The organism is Allomuricauda ruestringensis DSM 13258 (assembly GCF_000224085.1).
Classification (GTDB): domain Bacteria; phylum Bacteroidota; class Bacteroidia; order Flavobacteriales; family Flavobacteriaceae; genus Flagellimonas; species Flagellimonas ruestringensis.
Window position 1 is genome coordinate 155,291 of the sequence record NC_015945.1, and the last position, 20,405, is coordinate 175,695.

Genomic DNA, 20,405 nt, shown 5'->3' on the forward strand with positions numbered 1-20,405 from the left:
AAAACAGGACATTTAGGCTGATTAATTTCAGTATCGATCACAACTAAATCATAAATCAATCAATAATAGATGCCCAGTCAAGCTGAGAGATACTCAGTCGAGCTGAGCATAAAAAAACAACAATCATGACAACACTAGCAAGATTAGCCATCACCGCACTTCTATCCCTGTTCGCATCCTCTTGCATAATGGATATGAATTTTGGCAATGGAAAAACAGGTAACGGAGAAGTAGTGGAAGAAACCAGAGACGTTACAGAGAATTTTGACATCGTATCCGCCTCCGAAGGTATCGATGTATTCGTAACTCAAGGCTCAGACTTTAAAATTTCCGTTGAGGCCGACGAGAACATTATTGACCTTATCGGAACCGATATTAAGGATGGAAGACTAAAAATCCATGCCATTGAAAACATTGGAAGAGCCACCAAGAACGTTTATGTGACCCTACCAGAAATTACAGCATTGGAAAGTTCGAGTGGTGCCGACCTTATCGCCCAAAATGTGATAAAAGCAGAAAATATTGAACTTGACTCCAGTAGCGGTGCCGACCTACATGTAGAGGTTGTGGCAGGCGAAGTTTCTGCAGATGCCAGCAGCGGTGCCGACATTAAGGTTTCCGGTCAGGCAGATGCACTGTTTGCCGACGCCAGTAGCGGTTCGGATATTAAAGCACAAGACTTGATGGTAAAAAGATGCAACGCAGACGCGAGTAGTGGCGCAGATATCTCCGTAAATGTTTCGGAATCCTTGGTGGCAGATGCCAGCAGCGGGGCGGATATTAAATATACAGGCGAGGCAAGTGTCCAGACCAAAAAATCCGTTTCGGGAAGCGTTCGTAAGTATTAATCCTGATTATCCGTAATGTGTCATAATGGGTGTTTTTGGAGTCATGTTGAACTTGCCTGCCTGCCGGCAAAGGCAGGTTTCAACATCTCATCCTGCTGAATATGAGCATCTTTATGTGACCCTGAATCAAGTTCAGGGTGACGTGAGTGATATTATGACACATTACGGACATTCAACATTGATCCAATTCCCTTTAAATATGCAAAGGCCTGCTGATTTTTCAGTGGGCTTTTGTTTTTATTATGTTTAGCCGAAGCCCTATCTTAGCATTACACAATACCTAACTAACTATGCAGATAGCGCTTAAAAAGTATACGCTTCAACTAGCCCATACCTTTACCATTTCAAGGGAATCCCGAGACGAACAGGACACCTTGATTGTTTGTTTGTCGCTTAATGGGCAAACAGGTTATGGCGAAGCCACTTCCAACCCATACTATAAAATTACCATCGAGGGGATGATGGCCGAAATAGAAGCTGTCAGAAATCAAATTGAAGGGTACACCTTTGACACCCCTGAAAACTTTTACGAACATTTAGAGTCCCTGAACCTCCATAAATTTACCCTTTGCGCCTTGGATTTGGCCGCAAACGACCTGTATGGGAAACTTAAAGGCAAACCCCTGTACGAACTTTGGGGCACATCTGCTGAAAAGTATCCGATTACAAACTATACCATAGGTATAGATACCATAGAAAAAATGGTGGCCAAACTGCAAGAAAAACCATGGCCCCTTTACAAAATCAAATTGGGAACCCCTGACGATGTGGCCATTGTTCGGGAACTCAGAAAACATACGGATAGTATTTTCCGAATTGATGCCAACACGGCTTGGACTGCAGAGGAAACCATCAAAAATGCACCTTTGTTAAAAGAGCTTGGGGTGGAGTTTTTGGAGCAACCGCTTAAAGCTGATGATTGGGAAGGAATGGCCTTGGTCAAAGAAAAATCCGTTCTTCCCGTTATCGCAGACGAAAGTTGCATCGTAGAAAGCGATGTGGAACAATGCGGAGGCTATTTTCACGGTATCAATATTAAATTGACCAAGTGCGGTGGCCTCACACCTGCACGACGGATGATCAAAAAAGGTAGAGAGCTTGGATTGCAACTTATGGTGGGCTGTATGACGGAATCTACCGTTGGAATTTCTGCCATTGCCCAACTTTTGCCCCAGCTTGATTATGTGGACATGGATGGTGCCATGCTCCTAAAAGGTGATATTGCAAAAGGTGTGGAGATTTTGGAAAACGGTAAAGTAATTTTTCCAAAATTGCCCGGTAGCGGCATAGAATTGCTGTAATGGGCCACTCAATAAATCACATACCGGACAGACAAGTTTTAGTTGATGGCAAACCCCATTTATATTTTGGGGGAACCGCTTATTTAGGGCTGCAAAACCACCCTCCTTTTAAGGATTTGTTTGTTCAAAATGTATCGAAGTATGGTATGCATTATGGCGCCTCCAGAAAATCCAATGTGGTTCTGGACATATACAACAAAACCGAAAACTATTTGGCCAACTGGGCGGGTAGTGAAAGTTGCCTGACCATGTCTTCTGGTTACTTGGTGGCCCAATTGGTGGTTCAGACCCTAATAGAGAAAGGACATACCGTAATTGCCGCACCACATGCCCATGCTGCACTTTGCACCAAAGAGGTAATTGAAACCAAAGGTTGGGAGGAATTGGAACAACTAGTATCAAAAGAAATTGCCAAAAACCAACTGATGCCCGTTGTACTTTTTGACACTATTGATTTTTCCGGTGAACAATTTCCAAGCTTCAATAGTTTAAGAAAGCTCTCTTTGGATAAGGTGATTTTAATCGGAGACGATTCCCATGGTATCGGCATTGTTGGAGAAAACGGGAATGGCTGTTTTAATATGCTCAAAGCACTTAATCCAGCCAAACTTATGGTTTGTTGTTCGTTGGGCAAGGCATTGGGCATACAGGCAGGCGCTGTTTTTGGTGCTAAAGAGGACATCCAAATGTTGGAATCCACTCCTTTTTATGGAGGAGCAAGCCCTGCATCTCCTGCTTTTATGGCAACACTGTTGGAGGCCAGAGAAATATATTCCGAGCGTTTGGAAAAACTCAGGGACAACTACCGTTATTTTAAATCCATGCTAAAAAGACCTTCCTTTTTCTCCCACATGGAAGGGCATCCTACTTTTGAATTCCAAAATGCCAAAGTGGCATCATCTTTAAACAAAGGTGGTTTTGTTTTTACCAATTTTAATTACCCTGATGCCAATGGTCCTATTGTGAGCCGTTTGGTCTTGAGTGCTTATCATAAAAAAGAGGATGTTGTAAATTTGACTCACAGTATTAACACGCAGCAGATTAACCAAGATTTCTCATGAATTGGTTATTTTGCAGGCATTGAATAACGTAACATTATTATTTTATGAAGTTTCCATCTTTCCATAATAATAGGGTTTGCCTCTTTTTGTTGGTTGTCCTTATTTTTTCAGCCTGTAAAACAGAGCAAAGCACAGAGCCAAATAAGGTAGATGAAATTATTTCTTCCGTTCGGGAAACCTATGCCCCGGATAAGCGAGTGGCTCTTTTTGATATTCAATCGGAAGAGAATTCTTCTGGCTACATCCTAAAGGGAAAAACAAACCTTCCAGAAGCGTTGGATACTTTTAAAAAAGAGTTGGATTCCCAAAATATAAAGTATACGGACAGTATTGAGGTATTGCCTTCAAAAAAGTTAGAGGGAAAGATTTATGGGGTAATCAATAATTCTGTTGCCAACCTAAGGTCAAACACTGCCCATTCTGCCGAATTGGTTACACAGGGTACTTTGGGAATGCCTCTTAACGTATATCAAAAAGAGAGAAGCTGGTACCTTATACAAACTCCGGACAACTATCTCGGATGGGTAGATGCTGGGGGCATTGAATTAATGACCAAGAAGGAATTTGATGAATGGAAGGCTACAGATAAGTTAATTTACACGGATACATATGGAAAGTCATACACCGAAGCAGATGTAAGCTCCGATGCAGTATCCGATGTGGTGGCCGGTAATATTTTTAGCCTCGTTACCGAAGGTAGTGACTTTTATGAGGTAAAATACCCGGACGGACGAAAAGCGTACCTGCTGAAGGACGAAGCGGATAGTTTTGATGAATGGAAATCCAAGTTGGCCTTTACCAAAGAAAGTTTGGTGGAGACCTCCAAGACCATGCTCGGTGTCCCCTATTTATGGGGAGGTACTTCCACCAAAGGTGTGGATTGTAGTGGTTTTACCAAAACTGTTTATTTAATGAATGGAATGATTATTCCACGTGATGCTTCACAACAAATACATGAAGGCACTTTGATCGATGATTCCAAGGAGTTTGACAAACTTATTGCCGGAGACCTTTTGTTCTTTGGACGCAAAGCCACTGATTCCACTTCGGAACGCGTGATTCATGTGGGGATGTGGATTGGGGACAATAGGTTTATCCACTCCGCAGGCAATGTCCATATTAGTAGTATGGATAAAAACGCCGAAAATTTTGATACGTACAATTACAACCGCTACCTACGTACCAAACGTATTCTAAATGAAACGGGGGAAGGGTTGTTGTACCTAACCAAGGAGAATGTTTTTTAATATTGTATGAACTTATAAATATAAAGGCCATCCAAAATTGGGTGGCCTTTGATTGTTAAAAGATATTAATCGGATTATTCATCCCACCATAGTGGCTTATGAATGCTGTCGTCTCCTCCAAATTGACGCTGTACCGCATCATTATAATTGGTTTCGTTATTAAAGGCTTCGTTATCCGGATAACTTAATCTTAAAGGTACCTCAACACCATTCGGTGAGACCATGATATCAGGATAGCCCGTTCTTCTCCATTCGGCCCAAGCTTCATAACCGAACATAAACAAATGAACCCAACGTTGAGTGGCTATTTGTTCTATAGCTATAGAATCATCATAGGTGACCCCTGGTTGCGCCAAAAATTCTGCTGCACCGTCCGTGCTTCCTGTCCATTGCAATATGGATTGCTCGACTGCCATTTCATAATAAGAAGCTGCATCTCCAGCTATCCAACTTCTTTCAGGAGTGGCAGCTTCGGCCATTGCAAAAAGGATTTGGGCATAAGTAAGCAATTGAACAGGGGCATCTTGTGCATAAATGGCATCTCCAAGCAATGAGTATTCCTCTGTTCCAATATTCTCCTCTTCACCGAAAAGCAATCCAATATATTCCCCCGAGTTTCTCGTCAAGTTTCCATAAACTGGAAGTCTGGGGTCATCAACGGGTTGCATTTCTGCAACTAGATTTTCTGTAAGGGCCCACCATTCCCTATTTTGGTTTACAATTTGTCCGTACCAATAGTTTTGGTTGTTGGCTTCTGCCAAATGCTGGAACACAAGATTATCGTCATTTGATTCCAACACGCCATCTTCCATAGCATCATTGAACTCCGCTTCAGCAACGGCAGGTGCAACTTCCGAAAGACGGAGGGCCATGAGCATTCTAATGGAGTTGGCCAGTTTACGCCATTTTCCCATGTCTCCATTGTAAATAATGTCATTTGCTATGCTACCGCTTTCAATTAAATCTACAGCTTCCTTTAGTTCTGCAAACAAATATTCATAAATGAATTCCTGTGAGTCATACACTGGGGTGAAATTATCAACTCCCTGTAATGCTTCTTTGTAGGGAACATCTCCCCATCGGTCGGTTATATTCCAAAAATAATAGGCTTTTAGAATCTTGGCCACCGCAATTTGATTGTTTACGGGCCCATCGTTCCCATTGAGCTCCTTAGAATTCAAAACCGCTTCCAAATCGGCCAATGGACCATAGTACCAACCATAAAAACTAGTGCTCTGTTCAGGGTAAAGAGAAGCACCCACATACTGGGTCTCGGCCAAGTATTGTGCCATAAATTCCCCTTGTGGGGATGAACTTAAACCTGGCAATGAAAGTTGTGCCTGAGCTATAAGCTGTGTTCCGGATGCTTGATTCGGAAGGTTTGGGTTCTGGTTGATATCTTCATCAAAATCGCTACAACCTATCGCTAAAAAAGCCGAAAAAATTATTATATATATCTTCTTCATCTTATATCCTTTTAAAATGTTACGTTTAGGTTAAGACCATATGACCTTACCGAAGGTAATTGGCCCGACTCGTACCAGCTTATGGACTGAGCTCCTGTTGAAATCTCTGATGGGTTTATGCCCCTTGGAGCTTTTTGCCATATCATGTAAGGGTTTCGTGCTATAAAAGAAAGGCTCATTGTTTTAAAAGGCAATTTATTGATGATTTTTTCACCTAAATTATATTGAATTCTTACTTCCCTTAATTTTATAAAGGATGCATCATACAACCATTCCTCATAAATTCTTCTACCTATCACATTTCTATAATAGGAACGGGCATCCACGTATGCAGTAACTTCTTCACCAGTTGTTTCAGAAATCCCAGTGACCTTGACCCCGCCCCCATCTTCAACGGCGTCCCTTACGTTCATCCCTTTATCATTTGTGGCTACTGTCAATGCATCTTGCCCAGTTCTTACAGACAACATTTTTGATCTACTGAAGAACTGTCCTCCACCTTGGAAATCAATCATTGCGGCAATATTGAATTGGCCTATCCTAAAATTATTTTGAATTCCTCCGTTAAAATCTGGCAATACCGAACCAAAATCATGTGTAGCATCGGTATATAATGGCATGTTATCATCACCCAGTAATACCATTCCCGTAGCCTCATCCCTTTCATACGCCTGCCCTACCAAACTACCGAACGGCTTTCCTTCGTAGGAGTTCAAATAACTTGTAACGCTTGAGTAGGTAGTGGAATCATAGGTATAAACATCTATGCCCGGTGCGAGTTCCACAACTTCACTTTCATTTTTATTGATGTTAAAGGTAAAATCCCATGAAAAGAAGTTGGACCTGATGGGATTGGCATTCACTGATAGCTCAAAACCATTGTTCTCGATCAAACCTGCATTGATGATACTGGAATTATACCCACTGGTTCCTGAAACATCCAAACTGATAATCTGATCCTTGTTCTTTTGCTCATAGTAAGTAAAGTCAAAGCCTAATCGATTTTTAAAAAAGTTCAATTCAATTCCTGTTTCGAAAGAATTTGAAAAAGAAGGTTTTATATTAGGATTGTTCAAATTGTCTGGTACATACAACGTATTTATTCCATCATAAACCGTTCCTACGCCATAAACAGTACTTGTTTGATACGGATTCAAATCTGATCCTGCTTGCGCATAACTGGCCCTAATCTTACCAAAGGACAATGGTTTCCAGTTCAATAATTCACTAAAAACAATGCTTCCTGACAAAGAAGGGTACCAATAGGAATTGTTATCATCAGGTAATGCGGACGAATTATCATTTCGTATGGATGCATCTATAAAATAAGTTCCATCGTATCCGAACGATACCAAACTATATAAACTTCGTATTTGCTTTTCCAATAGGTACGAGGTGGTATTGGGTCTATCTATTGATGCATCAATATTGTAGAAACCTGGTGTTGAAAGTCCGCCGACCGTGCTCATTGAGAGATACGAATAACGTCGGTCATATATATTGCCACCTATACTGCCATCAAAAGAAAAATCTCCCCATGACTTTTTGTATTGTGCCAAAAATTCGTAATTGAACTCCCTGTTCTGATATTTTCCAACGGAATAGGAAGGAACTCTCCTACCCCCAAAAGCCGATCTATTTTCTATGTTTTGGGTATACATATCCGAACGGATGAATCCACTGACTTCCAATTCCGGTAAAATCTTGTACGAAATGCCTATATCTCCAAAGAATCTATCTCGTCTATCGTTACTGTTGTTTTCATAAACTTCAAAATAAGGGTTGTTCCAATAGAGCGGATCAAAATCAGAAATCTGGCCGGATTCTGAATCCGGGCGGCTCAAATTCCAATGTAAAAATGTCCCGTCATCGTATTGATAATCCCTCAATCTATTCATATCCAAATTACGTTGGAACCATTGTACCATGTAACTTGCTCCATATTCGGAACCTTGGCCGGGACGCTGACCTTCATTTCTGGCATAGTTCATATTGCTGGAAACAGTTACCTTTTCATTCAAGTTTAAACTTGCACTCAAACCAATGTTATTTCTATTGAGATATGTATTTGGGACAACGCCTTCTATACGTGTGTCATTTGCGCTTAGGCGGAAAGATGTATTCTCATTTCCTCCGGTAACGGACACACTATTGTTGTAGGTTGCACCTGTCCTGTAATAATCTTTAACATTGTTGGGCTGTGGCACAAATGGCCTAAGTTGTCCATATTCGGGATCCTGAGGATAGAAACTGAAAACATGGCGAACAGGGGTGCCGTCCATTAAAGGCCCCCAACTTTCATCAACACTCATATCTACAAATGGTTGGCCATTATCCAGTACTCTAAAGGTCTGACTGGAACCGCCCCCGTACATATTTTGTAAGGGGATAAAATTATATGTGGATTCCAATGAAACAGAAGATGAAATCTGCACATTAACGTCTTTGACTCCTTTTTTGCCCTTTTTGGTAGTAATCATTATAACCCCGAACTGCCCCCTGATTCCATACAATGCAGAAGCAGCTGGCCCTTTCAATACATTCACAGATTCAATATCTGCCGGGTTGATGTCCTGCGCAAGGTTTCCATAATCCGCTTGGTCACTCCCAGAGAAATTAGCGTTGGAAATTGGGGTTCCATCAATAACAATTAACGGTTGGTCTCCTCCACTAATGGAGTTCACACCTCTAATTTTGATTTTCTGGGTACCTCCCATACTAGCCCCGGAAGCACCAGTTACCTGTACCCCGGCAACTCGTCCAGAAAGGGATCCCAAAACATTTTGCTCATTGGTTAAATTAAAATTATCTCCATCGACCTCTTGTGTAGCATAACCCAGCGACTTTTTATCCCTTGAAATGCCCAAAGCAGTAACCACAACCTCCCCCAATTGTTCTGCATCTTCTTCCAAAGACACATTGATAGTCGTTTGCGTACCTACGGTAACTTCTTTTGGTTTCATTCCCAAATAAGAAAATCTCAAGATTTGCCCGCTAGAGGCGGTAATGGAATAGTTTCCATCAAAATCTGTTGTTGTTCCGATGTTCGTGCCACTTACCACAATGGTCACGCCGGGCAAAGGTGTACCCGAAATATCGGACACTGTACCCGTAACGGTCTGACCAAATGCAGCAACACAAGAAAACACTGCAATAATTGTCAAATAAATGTTTTTCATTATTAAAGTTTGTATTAATAGACCCGAAATTTGTTTATTTTTTTTTACAAATCAAACATTTAATCAAAAAAATGTTTAATTCATAAAAATTAATCCGATTCAGTAAATAATTCTTAAACCCCTTGCAAGTCTTTTAAAAAAGACATTTTCCACCCAAGCTTTTAAGAGTTTACAAATTCCCATCCATAACACGACAGCCTGACAAAATGTTAAAATTTTAAGGCTATAATCTTAATTTTTACAAAAATTATTGCTATCTTTTAAATATTCTAACACATTTAAAAGTAGGGCATTATGAAAAAATTAGTTTTACTTTTCACTATTATTCTTGTTTTCTTGCTTACAGGAAGCTTTAATGGACAAAAGCCTAGCAGTCCATCTATTGAAGGCACTTGGGAACTACAAAGTTTTTACAACTATGACGGAGAAAATGTTATAGATACCATAATAAAATCTGACGGTTACAGACAGGTTAAGATGTATTCCAAAGAAAAGATTATGTGGACCCGCTATGTCCCGGACGATCCCAATGGAAGGTTTGGATACGGTTCGTATAGGGTAACGGATAGTTCGCTGATAGAGGTTATAGAATATGGTGATGACAATATGATGAAGGCTCTGGATACCATGCGCAACTTTACGTTTGAACTTATCCTTGACGAGAATTCTTTTAGTCAAATTACGGTTGACTCGGATGGCAACAGAACTTTTTCAGAAAATTACAAGCGGATTGATTGAGCTGCAATCAACAAAAGAGGCTGTCTAAAAAGTCGGTTTTCGTCAACCTGAACTTGTTTCAGGTTCTCATAATGATTTGTTTATCAATATGATGGGATTTTGAAATAAATTCAGAATGACGTATTTCAATACTTTTTAGACAGCCTCTTATATTTTTAGTACCAAACTGTTTATGATGCCAACACTTCTTTGCTCTCTACCGAGGCCAAGTAACGCTCTGCATCCAAAGCGGCCATACACCCAGTTCCTGCTGCAGTAACCGCCTGTCGGTATATTTTATCCTGTGCATCGCCACTGGCAAAAACACCGGGTTTGTTTGTTTTGGTGGATTTTGGCTGAGTAATAATGTAGCCTGTTTCGTCCATATCCAACTGTCCTTTAAATATATCGGTATTAGGTTTATGCCCAATCGCGATAAACAATCCAGTAACTGGTATTTCCTCTTTCTCACCGGTTTGGTTGTTCACCACACGAATACCTTCCACAACCTGTTCGCCCAAAACTTCATCCACTTCGGTATTGTATCGGATTTCGATATTGTCCAAACTATTTACGCGATGCTGCATGGCTTTGGAAGCCCGCATGTAGTCTTTACGAACCAACATGGTCACTTTTGTGCATATATTGGCCAAATAGGATGCTTCCTCGGCTGCGGTATCTCCTGCTCCAACAATGGCTACATCCTGACCTTTATAGAAAAAACCGTCGCAAACCGCACAGGCCGATACTCCACCGCCCCTTAATCGCTGCTCGCTTGGTATATTCAAGTACTTGGCGGAAGCGCCTGTTGAGATTATCACGGTTTCAGCTTCCAATTGGGTGGAATCGTCCACTGTAACTTTATGTATTCCGCCAACTTCATCACTAAGTTCCACAGCGGTTACCATACCAATTCTCACTTCGGTACCGAACCTTTCTGCCTGTTGTTGCAACTGTATCATCATGGTTGGCCCATCGATACCTTCTGGATACCCTGGAAAATTATCCACTTCGGTGGTAGTGGTCAATTGCCCACCGGGCTCCATTCCAGTATACATTACTGGTTTTAAATCTGCCCTAGCGGCATAAATGGCCGCGGTATAACCTGCTGGTCCCGATCCAATAATCAATGTTTTGATTCTTTCCACTTGTTCTGACATAAATCTTCTTCCTGAAATGTTACTTTACAAAAGTAGGTTTTTTGTCCAAAACCTTACACCATGCCTTTTTTATGTTTTTATAAAAGATGTGAACAATTGTGAATGATTTTTCCTCTTTAAAGCTCTTTGAATATTTCTAAAATAAAAAGGAGCCGTAAAAAACGGCTCCTTTCCGAAAAAGTAGGTCAAATTTATGGGAACATAATTTGATCTTAGAAAACCGTTACAACCAAGGGGCTCAACCTCAAAAACCCCTTGGAGCAACGTAAACCTTGTTATAAATAAGATATTAGGTAAAGAACACAAAGTACCCTATAATCACCCCATCCTATTTTAAGGTTTTAACTTAAGCTGTAAAGCTTTGCGTTAACTGGGACAAACATACTATTGTCCTTTGATATGGAAGGGGTACAATTAACCAATGGGGCTTCTCCGTTTACGGATGCCCGTTTTCAATTTATATTTGGATTTTTGGAGCCTTGTGTAGGAAAATATATCTAAAAATAGATAATTATTTGAATTTCAAATAATTGAGTAAAATCAGTGGGGTTATTGCTTATATTTCAATTTTTTCTCGATAGTCTCTATCATCACATTGGCAATATCCTTTCCCGTAGTATTTTCAATTCCTTGAAGCCCCGGTGAAGAATTCACCTCCAAAAGCAAGGGGCCTTTGTTAGACCGGATAAGGTCTACTCCTGCAACGTCCAAGTTAAAGACCTTTGCAGATTTAATGGCCAACTTTCGCTCCTCTGGGGTTATCTTAACTTTTGATGCCGCTCCACCCTGATGAATATTAGCCCTAAACTCTCCTTTTTCTGCAGTACGTTGCATGGAGGCCACCACTTTTCCGTTCACCACAAAACAACGAATATCGTGTCCATTGGCTTCTTTGATGAACTCTTGTACCAAAATATTGGTCTGAACACTTTTAAAAGCGTTGATTACACTCTCCGCCGCTTTATTGGTTTCGGCCAGCACTACTCCTTTTCCCTGGGTGCTCTCCAACAATTTAATAATGAGTGGGGCTCCGCTTACCATACGGATAAGGTCTTTGGTATCCATTGGGGATTTGGCAAAGCCCGTTGTGGGTATATGAATATCGTTTTTGGAGAACAATTGTGATGCAAAAAGTTTGTCCCTGGATCTACCAATGGAGTCGGCAGAGTTTAAACAATACACCCCCAATGTATCAAACTGCCTTAAAAGAGCGCAACCGTAAAAAGTAACGGCAGGTTTTATTCTTGGAATCACGGCATCGAACTTATCCAAAATGTTTCCGCCACGGTACCTAATCTCCGGAGTCGCGGCATCCAATTTCATATACACGTGCTCCACATTCAAAAAAACCACTTTATGGCCCCGCATTTCGCCTGCCTCAATAATTCTTTTATTACTGTACAGGTTTGGGTTACTGGCCAACAGCCCCAACCGGAGTCCTTTTTTCTCCGTAGTGAAGGGTTGGTACTTCTGTTCCAAATCCTCATCGGAAATATCTCCCTGCACAAAACTTTGGGATGGATCTACCAAGTACCGTCCATTGATTGCCTCACGACCAAGCAACATTCGATACTCCATGGTATCTCTATTGGCCAGGGTAAGTTCAATTTCATAGACATTGCCCGCAATATTTATATTGGTCTTTATTACGGGACGTTCCTCTGCAATACCTTGCGAACTTTTAACGCTCCGTACATCGACCAACTTGGCCTGACACAGGATGGATATACTTCTATTGTCTTGAACTGGGTTTACCTCAAAACGCACCCATTCTTCCAGGCCTTTGTTAAAAATTTTAATCTTACTGGCTTGAATGGATGATGTTTTTGCTCCGGAATCTACTCTGGCCTTTATGGCCGGAATTCTCAAATCATCAAACTGGCACCATTCTTCGCTGCCCAAAATTTTAAAATCGTTCAAAACAAATATGTATTTAACTGATTAATCGCATAATGAACAAGTCGATGACCTCGACCAAAATCAAAATAATAATAATCCACTCTAGCCTACTACTTTCCCTATGGTCCATAATATTCATGAACAGACTGAGGTTGTCCTTGATCACATTGCCCTGTTCCTTTATATTTCGGTACCTTTCCTTTAGATCAAAGATTTGTTTTAAACCTTTGTCCAATCGGTCGAGTTCCAAATCTTCCCAAACTACTTCGTGGGAATCAAAAATATAGAGGTTTTCAGAAATTTGATTGTTAATGTTCAATACTTTGGCGATATGCTTTTTTAACTTTTTTCCTCCTATGTCCAACTTTCCTTTTTGTTCTAAATATGTGGTGTGCTGTCGAGTTTCTTTCATAGCCTGTTCCGATAGCCCCTCAAAATAATCCAAGGCCACAGATTGCGACAAATGCAACAATGCCAAACGAATGCCTTCTACATTGGATTCCGGCAATATCACCTTATCGTGATCTATCATTGCTTCTTCCCGGTCGGACACCAATTCCATATCCATGGTTTCGGTGATGTAGGATTCCCGCCATTCCTTGCAAAAGGGCTTGATCTCGCTCAAAAGTTGGCTTATGTCCGCTTCGCTATATCCAAAAAAGGAAATAACACCGTATCTGAAGACGTAAAGGTAACGTGATGCATCCGAATAAAAAAGTTCATCCCTATCACCATAAACAAGTTCCTTGACCAAAGCTTTCCTGCAAGCTGGGATATTGATACTCGCTGCCAAGTGCAGAGCCATTGCCTTTGATTCCATTTTGGTAAACTATTAATATGATTAAAACCAGTCAGTTCGAATTTTTTCCTTTAGGAAAAAGTACCTGCCTGCCGGTGGCAGGTCGAGAACAAGGTCTATTTCTCGATACATTTTTTTGAACTTAGGTTCAAAAAACCACTCGAAATGACCACTTTTTTTGGCAAAATGTGTTTTGAGTTAACATTATTCTTCTTCCGAAGCCTCAAGCTCATCGGTATCCAAATCTGAGTCTTCGCTATCATCGTTGTCCGAATCATCAAAATCCTCCATGGCCATTACTAAACGTTTGCTAACCTTTACCAAATAGGCGGTGTCTTCGGTACGAACCTCAACACACTCCACTACTTCATTATTGGCGTTCCGGTAGGTGACAATGTCATCATCATCGTATCCATCGGGAAATTTTTCCACAAGAAGGTTGAGCATATTCTTATCCAACTTTTTATAGTCGACGATCACTCTTTTTAAAACTGATGTTTGTCCTTTTCTCATGGCTACATGTTTAGTAAATAAGCAAAAATCAGCGGAGCCACAATGGTCGCATCTGATTCTACAATAAATTTGGGTGTGTCAATATCCAATTTGCCCCAAGTAATCTTCTCATTAGGCACGGCTCCGGAATAAGACCCGTAACTTGTGGTCGAATCGCTGATTTGGCAGAAATAGCTCCAAAATGGAGTTTCTGTCTGTTCCAAATCTTGATAGAGCATCGGCACTACGCAAATAGGAAAATCTCCCGCGATACCTCCACCAATTTGGAAAAATCCAATACCGTTTTCCGAGTTTTTCTGATACCAATCAGCCAAAAACGTCATGTACTCAATACCGGATTTTACGGTACTGGCCTTTAGTTCTCCTTTGATCACGTAGCTGGCAAAAATGTTCCCCATGGTGCTGTCTTCCCAACCAGGGACCACAATGGGCAAGTTTTTTTCTGCTGCCGCATACATCCAAGAGTCTTTAATATCTATTTCGTAGTATTGCTCCAAAACACCCGAAAGCAGGAGTTTGTACATAAACTCATGCGGAAAATAACGTTCCCCATTGGCTTCGGCCTCTTTCCAAATGTCGTAGATGTGTTTTTGCAGTCTTCTAAAGGCTTCTTCTTCAGGAATGCAGGTGTCAGTGACTCGGTTTAGGCCGTTCTCCAAAAGGTCCCACTCTTCTTGTGGGGTCAAATCCCTATAGTTGGGTACTCTTTTATAGTGGGAGTGTGCCACTAGGTTCATTAAATCCTCTTCGAGATTAGCTCCTGTGCAGGATATAATATGAACTTTATCGGTACGGATAATTTCCGCAAATATTTTGCCCAGTTCAGCCGTACTCATCGCCCCGGCCAAGGAAACCAACATTTTGGACCCCTTGTTCAATTGCTCTTCGTAGCCTTTGGCCGCATCCACCAAAGCGGCAGAGTTAAAGTGCAAAAAGTATTTTTGTATAAATTGTGATATTTCTCCTTTGTTGCTCATTGTAATTACTATGTTTTTGGAATTTTTGAAGGTTGTGTATTTGCTTCAAATCTTTATTCCGTGAAATCGTTGTTTTCTGAAAATTTATAGCTCAACATTTTGTAGTAGAGCTTTGCTGCCAAGAAATCTGATGATTTATCGACATCATTTGGACACAATTCCACAATATCGAAACCAACAACATTCTTTTCTTTAAAAACCCTTCGTAAAAAGTCAAGGGTTTCGTACCACAACAGTCCGCCAGGTTCCGGTGTTCCGGTTGATGGCATAATAGATGGGTCAAAGGCATCCAGATCAAAAGTGATGTACACATTGTCCGTCATTAAATCCAAGACTGCATCTATCCAAAAATCATCGGAAACCATTTCGTGGGCAAAGAATACCTTGTCCCTGTCCATTACCAATGTTTCGGCATGATCCATACTGCGAATACCTACTTGCACCAAATTTGTGGTCTCGTTGGCTTCGTACAATGCACAGGCATGGTTGTACTTTGTGCCCCCGTACTCTTTGCGCAAATCGGCGTGGGCATCAATCTGAAGCACGGTGAGACCCTCAAAACATTCGTTGAAAGCTCTGATGGCTCCAATAGAAATGGAATGCTCCCCTCCTATCATGGTCACCAATTTGTTTCGGTTGATGTACTCTTTCACGGTTTTATGTACCGCTCCGACCATGGTTTCGGGCGATGCAAAATCTTCTATGGCATCTGCCAAGTAAACTCCTTGTTTATAAACTTCACTATCCGTTTCAATATCGTAAACCTCCATATTTTCCGAGGCTTCCAAAAAGGCTTCGGGGCCTTTGTCCGCACCTTTTCCCCAAGTACTGGTACCATCATAAGGTACTGGCAACAATACCACTTTGGCCTTTTCGGCCAACCCATATTCCTTTGGAATACCGGCGTATGTTCTTTCTGTTTTCATTTTTTTAATGCTGATTGTCCGTTTAATGTCATAATGGTGTTTTTGGCGTCATGTTGAACTTGTTTCAACATCTCATCCTGCTGACTATGAGCATCTTTATGTGACCCTGAATCAAGTTCAGGGTGACGTTGGTAATATTATGACACATTGTGGACATTCATTTTTTTAATAATTCCTTTTTCAGTTTTTGCTTGATACCGATAAATCATTGGCTTTTACCATAACATCAGCAGACTTTTTGTTTCCGTATCCCAGTATGGACAAAAACTCACCTGCTGTTTGTTGCTCTGCAAATACCGATGTTTTTATATTCCCTTCCTCATCTTTGTTAATGAGAATATGTTTGGGACTGGGAATCAAGCAATGTTGTAATCCGCCAAATCCTCCTATGGTTTCTTGGTAAGCACCTGTATTGAAAAATCCAATGTAAAGGGGCTTGTCCTTTCTGTATTTGGGAAGATAAATGGCATTCATGTGCTGCTCCGAGTTATAATAATCATCACTATCACAGGTAAGCCCTCCCAATAGAATACGCTCATATTCATCGTTCCAACGGTTTATGGCCAGCATAATAAACCTTTTGCTAATGGCCCAAGAATCTGGCATAGTGGTTATAAAAGATGAGTTGATCATGTTCCACTTTTCACGGTCGTTCTGTTGTTTTTGATAGAGTACTTCGTAAATGTTTCCACCACTTTCCCCAACGGTAAAGCTTCCAAACTCGGTGAAAATATTTGGGGGCTCTACGTCTGCTTCTTCACATGCCTGTGCAATTTGATGGATAATCTCGTCCACCATATATTCATAATCGTATTCAAAGGCCAAGGAGTTCTTGATTGGAAACCCGCCGCCAATGTTTAAGCCATCCAATGTTGGACACACTTTTTTTAGGTTGATGTAAACTTTTAAACACTTTAAAAGTTCGTTCCAGTAGTATGCCGTGTCCCGTATTCCTGTATTGATGAAGAAATGAAGCATCTTCAACTCAACTTGTTTATTGGGTTTTATGGATTGATTGAAAAAAGGCACTATGTTTTTATAACCGATACCCAATCTAGAGGTATAAAACTCAAACTTGGGCTCTTCTTCGGAGGCAATTCGGATTCCAATCTGAAATTTTCCATCAATTACTTCGCCCAACAAATTAATTTCCTCGTAATTATCAATTATCGGGATGCAATTTCGATGGCCTTCATTGATCAACTTCGCAATGTTTTGGATGTATTGATCCCTTTTAAAACCATTACAGATCACATAGGTATCTTTTGTGATTTTGCCCGCATTCTTCAAATGCTCAACAATATTGATATCAAAAGCCGATGAAGTCTCAATATGAATGTCATTTTTAAGGGCTTCATTCAAAACATGCTCAAAATGTGAGCTTTTGGTACAATAACAATAGTGATATTTACCTGGATAGTTATGATTCTTAATGGCTTTATTGAACCAACCCTTCGCCCTTTGGATATTCTCGGATATTTTGGGCAAATAGGTAAACTTTAAAGGTGTTCCGTAGCGTTGCACCAAACCATAAAGGTCTATTCCGTGGAACTGTAGTTTATTGTCTTCCAACTGAAATTCCTCTTGAGGAAAATCATAGGTCTGCTCGATTAAATCGATGTATTTCGTTTTCATTTAAATTTCGTAATTGTATTATAAGATATTAATAAAGTAGGAGGTCTGAAAATCAATGTTTTCAGATACGAAATTCAAAAATGGTATATGGTACAAAGTAAGGAGTCCGTGAAAAATCACGGTCAATATGATATAGCTCTTCGAAAGTCAGCCCGTATATCCGGTGTCTTGATCTTAAGACGGCTTTTTGGGTAGACTTTCTTATCCCCAAAAGCCCGAACATGAAAAAAGTCTTCAAAGCTTATAGGCAATGCGTCCATATTCGGTGGACTCATTTATGGGGCAAACATAACTAAAAATCCAATACTGCAACTTTTTTTACAAAAATTTTTATAGAATACAATTTTATGAATATCAATAACTTACATCCAAAAAAGTGAAATAGGAGCAATTGTAAACAAAAGCTGGTCAGTAAAAAACATCTACTGACCAGCTTCTCTCTATATTATTTAAATCGATATGATTAACCTACTAACGGTGGCTTGTCGTTAATGAAAGGTTGTTTGTAGAAACGTCTTCCTTTTGTTTTGTACAATGCATTGGATAATGCGGCTATTGCAGGAGGTAAGGAAGGCTCTCCCAAACCGGTTGGGTCTATTCCATTGTCCACAAAGAATACCTCAATGTTTTTTGGTGCTTCGGAATTGCGCATGAGACGATAGGTATCAAAATTTGATTGCTCTGGTTTACCGGCCTCAAAAGTCAACGCACTGTACATTGAGTGGCCAATACCATCTATTATCCCACCTTCAATCTGGTTTTTAGCGGCCAACGGATTAATTACGATACCGCAATCCACGGCACAGGTCACTTTATTAACTCTCGGCATATCGCCGCCGCCATTTTCCAATTCCAATACTTGAGCTACATAGGAATTGTGACAGTAATATGCCGCTACACCACGGGATTCACCTGTTTCGGTGTCCCAATTGGATTTTTCCTTGACGAGTTTTAGTACTCCCGCATAACGTTCTGGGTCGTAATCATTTTTCTCTGGGTCGCCCACAGGATTGTTGATGGCTCTATCAAAAAGCTCTAAACGGAATTCCAATGGGTCTTTGCCTGCAGCTTCTGCCACCTCATCCATAAAGGCTTGTTCGGCCCCTGCAATAAAGTTGGAGCGGGGAGCTCTCCATGCTCCGGTGGTCACATTGGTTTCCAAGCTATGCTTTTCTGCTAAGTAGTTGTCCACGGCTCCTGCTGGAAAACGGTTTTCAAAGATAAGGTCATCGTTGGTACCTGCTCCGCGCACATGCCAAGCAATCAGGTTTCCGTTTTCATCCAAACCTGCTTTGTATTTTACTTTGTAAGAGGGTCGGTAGGTACCTTGGGTCATATCATCTTCCCTGGAATACACCAATTTCACCGGAGCATTCATTTTCTGGGAAATCGCGGCTGCCTCCACTGCAAAAGTTCCATATAAGCGACGGCCAAAACCTCCACCCATACGGGTCATCATTACATCTATCTTTTCTGCCGGCATACCCAATCTGGATACCAATGTCTGTTCTAAAAATTCTGGAGTCTGAATTGGACCCAACAATTCTGCCTTTTCTGGTGTAACGTGTGCAAAAAAGTTCATGGGCTCCATGGTATTATGGGCCAAATAGGGTGCTGAATAGGTACTTTCCACAATTTTTGCCGCCTTTTTGAAAGCTGCATCCACGTCTCCATCCTTTCTTGCTGGTTCTTCTTGGGGCTTTTCCAAAAGTGATGCAAGCGCTTCATCATGGTAAGAGGTACTTTCCAATTTGGATACCTCTTCCCATTCCACGTTCAATGCTTTCTTGGCCTGCATACATTCCCATGTACTATTGCCTACAATGGCAACCAGTTCTGGAATAGCACCTCCATCTGACCATTGTTTTTCTACATCTTCGGGGTAGGCCTCAAAATGGAAGACATCTTTTATTCCGGGCATGGATTTTACCGATTCTGCATTCATGCTCTTGAATTTCACTCCAAAAGCTGGTGGATGCACAATCATAGCGGTAAGCATCCCTTCTTTATATACATCCAATCCAAAAAGTGGTTTACCAGTAACAATTTTTTTGCCATCCACGTTCTTCTTGTCCGTACCTATGATGGAAAAGCTACCGTTATCTTTTAACTGGACTTCTTCGGGAACTTCAATACTTGTGGCAGCTGAGGCCATTTCTCCGTAGCCAGCCGAATTTCCACTTGCTTCATGGGTCAAGACACCATCTTTTGTGGTAATTTCATCTACAGAAACGTCCCACGCTTGTGCTGCAGCTTCTTTCAACATATGTCTTGCAGTGGCTCCGGCCATTCGCAAACTTTCCCACCCTTGTCGGATGGACTGGCTGCCACCGGCCAATTGCCGTGTGAAAATATCGGTGTTCAATGGAGCTTGTTCCACCAATACATCCTTCCATGCAATATCGAGCTCTTCTGCCACGATCATGGGCATGGATGTTTTTACGTTCTGACCTATTTCGGGGTTGGGCGACATGATGGTCACCATACCGTTATCCCCTACTTTTAGGAAACCGTTGAGTTCGAACCACTCATCTGGCAGGCTATTTACCTGCTCCGGAGTCATTTTACAAGAAGCCAACCAGCTAAACCCGATAACAAGTCCACCACTAGCCAACCCTGTATTCCTAATAAAGGCCCTTCGTCCTATTTTTGTCTTAACAAGTGTCATTATACTAGT

General features: G+C 41.1%; 15 protein-coding genes. 5 read left to right on the top strand and 10 right to left on the bottom strand.

The window, feature by feature from the left end; translation table 11 throughout:
* Positions 1-125: 125 nt before the first annotated feature.
* From MURRU_RS00745 to MURRU_RS00760, 4 genes are all read left to right on the top strand, one after another.
* Positions 126-848 carry a head GIN domain-containing protein gene (locus MURRU_RS00745; RefSeq protein ID WP_014031491.1) on the top strand — a complete coding sequence of 241 codons (723 nt, stop codon included), beginning with the start codon at positions 126-128 and terminating at the stop codon, positions 846-848.
* Positions 849-1,138: 290 nt separating this feature from the next.
* On the top strand, positions 1,139-2,149 hold the full coding sequence (locus tag MURRU_RS00750) for a dipeptide epimerase (RefSeq protein ID WP_014031493.1): 1,011 nt from the start codon (positions 1,139-1,141) through the stop codon (positions 2,147-2,149).
* Entirely contained in the window at positions 2,149-3,210 is a 1,062-nt protein-coding gene (locus tag MURRU_RS00755) for a pyridoxal phosphate-dependent aminotransferase family protein (RefSeq protein WP_014031494.1), read from the top strand. The genes MURRU_RS00750 and MURRU_RS00755 overlap by 1 nt, the downstream gene beginning before the upstream one ends.
* A gap of 44 nt (positions 3,211-3,254) precedes the next feature.
* The gene (locus MURRU_RS00760; RefSeq protein ID WP_014031495.1) at positions 3,255-4,457 is read left to right on the top strand and encodes a C40 family peptidase; all 1,203 of its coding nucleotides are present in this window, start codon (positions 3,255-3,257) and stop codon (positions 4,455-4,457) included.
* A 74-nt stretch (positions 4,458-4,531) separates the two neighbouring features.
* Here MURRU_RS00760 and MURRU_RS00765 read toward each other — a convergent pair whose 3' ends face one another.
* Both MURRU_RS00765 and MURRU_RS00770 read right to left on the bottom strand, forming a co-directional pair.
* Positions 4,532-5,923, bottom strand: a complete 1,392-nt coding sequence (locus MURRU_RS00765) for a SusD/RagB family nutrient-binding outer membrane lipoprotein (protein WP_014031496.1) — start codon at positions 5,921-5,923, stop codon at positions 4,532-4,534.
* An 11-nt stretch (positions 5,924-5,934) separates the two neighbouring features.
* Entirely contained in the window at positions 5,935-9,102 is a 3,168-nt protein-coding gene (locus MURRU_RS00770; RefSeq protein ID WP_014031497.1) for a SusC/RagA family TonB-linked outer membrane protein, read from the bottom strand.
* Positions 9,103-9,396: 294 nt separating this feature from the next.
* Between MURRU_RS00770 and MURRU_RS00775 the strand changes: the two genes are divergently transcribed.
* On the top strand, positions 9,397-9,840 hold the full coding sequence (locus MURRU_RS00775) for a hypothetical protein (RefSeq protein ID WP_014031498.1): 444 nt from the start codon (positions 9,397-9,399) through the stop codon (positions 9,838-9,840).
* 170 nt (positions 9,841-10,010) lie between these two features.
* On the opposite strand, the gene trxB is transcribed toward MURRU_RS00775, so the two are convergent.
* From trxB to MURRU_RS00815, 8 genes are all read right to left on the bottom strand, one after another.
* On the bottom strand, positions 10,011-10,979 hold the full coding sequence (trxB, locus tag MURRU_RS00780) for a thioredoxin-disulfide reductase (RefSeq protein WP_014031499.1): 969 nt from the start codon (positions 10,977-10,979) through the stop codon (positions 10,011-10,013).
* Between the two features lie 549 nt (positions 10,980-11,528).
* The gene (gene rimK, locus MURRU_RS00785; protein WP_014031500.1) at positions 11,529-12,899 is read right to left on the bottom strand and encodes a 30S ribosomal protein S6--L-glutamate ligase; all 1,371 of its coding nucleotides are present in this window, start codon (positions 12,897-12,899) and stop codon (positions 11,529-11,531) included.
* A 13-nt stretch (positions 12,900-12,912) separates the two neighbouring features.
* Complete coding sequence (locus tag MURRU_RS00790) at positions 12,913-13,698, bottom strand: RMD1 family protein (protein ID WP_014031501.1); 786 nt, start codon at positions 13,696-13,698, stop codon at positions 12,913-12,915.
* Between the two features lie 183 nt (positions 13,699-13,881).
* Complete coding sequence (locus MURRU_RS00795) at positions 13,882-14,190, bottom strand: hypothetical protein (protein WP_014031502.1); 309 nt, start codon at positions 14,188-14,190, stop codon at positions 13,882-13,884.
* 2 nt (positions 14,191-14,192) lie between these two features.
* Positions 14,193-15,167: a deoxyhypusine synthase family protein gene (locus MURRU_RS00800; RefSeq protein WP_014031503.1), complete on the bottom strand. Its 975-nt coding sequence runs from the start codon at positions 15,165-15,167 to the stop codon at positions 14,193-14,195.
* 53 nt (positions 15,168-15,220) lie between these two features.
* Complete coding sequence (gene speB, locus MURRU_RS00805; protein WP_014031504.1) at positions 15,221-16,093, bottom strand: agmatinase; 873 nt, start codon at positions 16,091-16,093, stop codon at positions 15,221-15,223.
* A gap of 180 nt (positions 16,094-16,273) precedes the next feature.
* Entirely contained in the window at positions 16,274-17,728 is a 1,455-nt protein-coding gene (locus MURRU_RS00810) for an arginine decarboxylase (RefSeq protein WP_014031505.1), read from the bottom strand.
* A 463-nt stretch (positions 17,729-18,191) separates the two neighbouring features.
* The gene (locus MURRU_RS00815; RefSeq protein ID WP_014031506.1) at positions 18,192-20,396 is read right to left on the bottom strand and encodes a xanthine dehydrogenase family protein molybdopterin-binding subunit; all 2,205 of its coding nucleotides are present in this window, start codon (positions 20,394-20,396) and stop codon (positions 18,192-18,194) included.
* Positions 20,397-20,405: the final 9 nt, after the last annotated feature.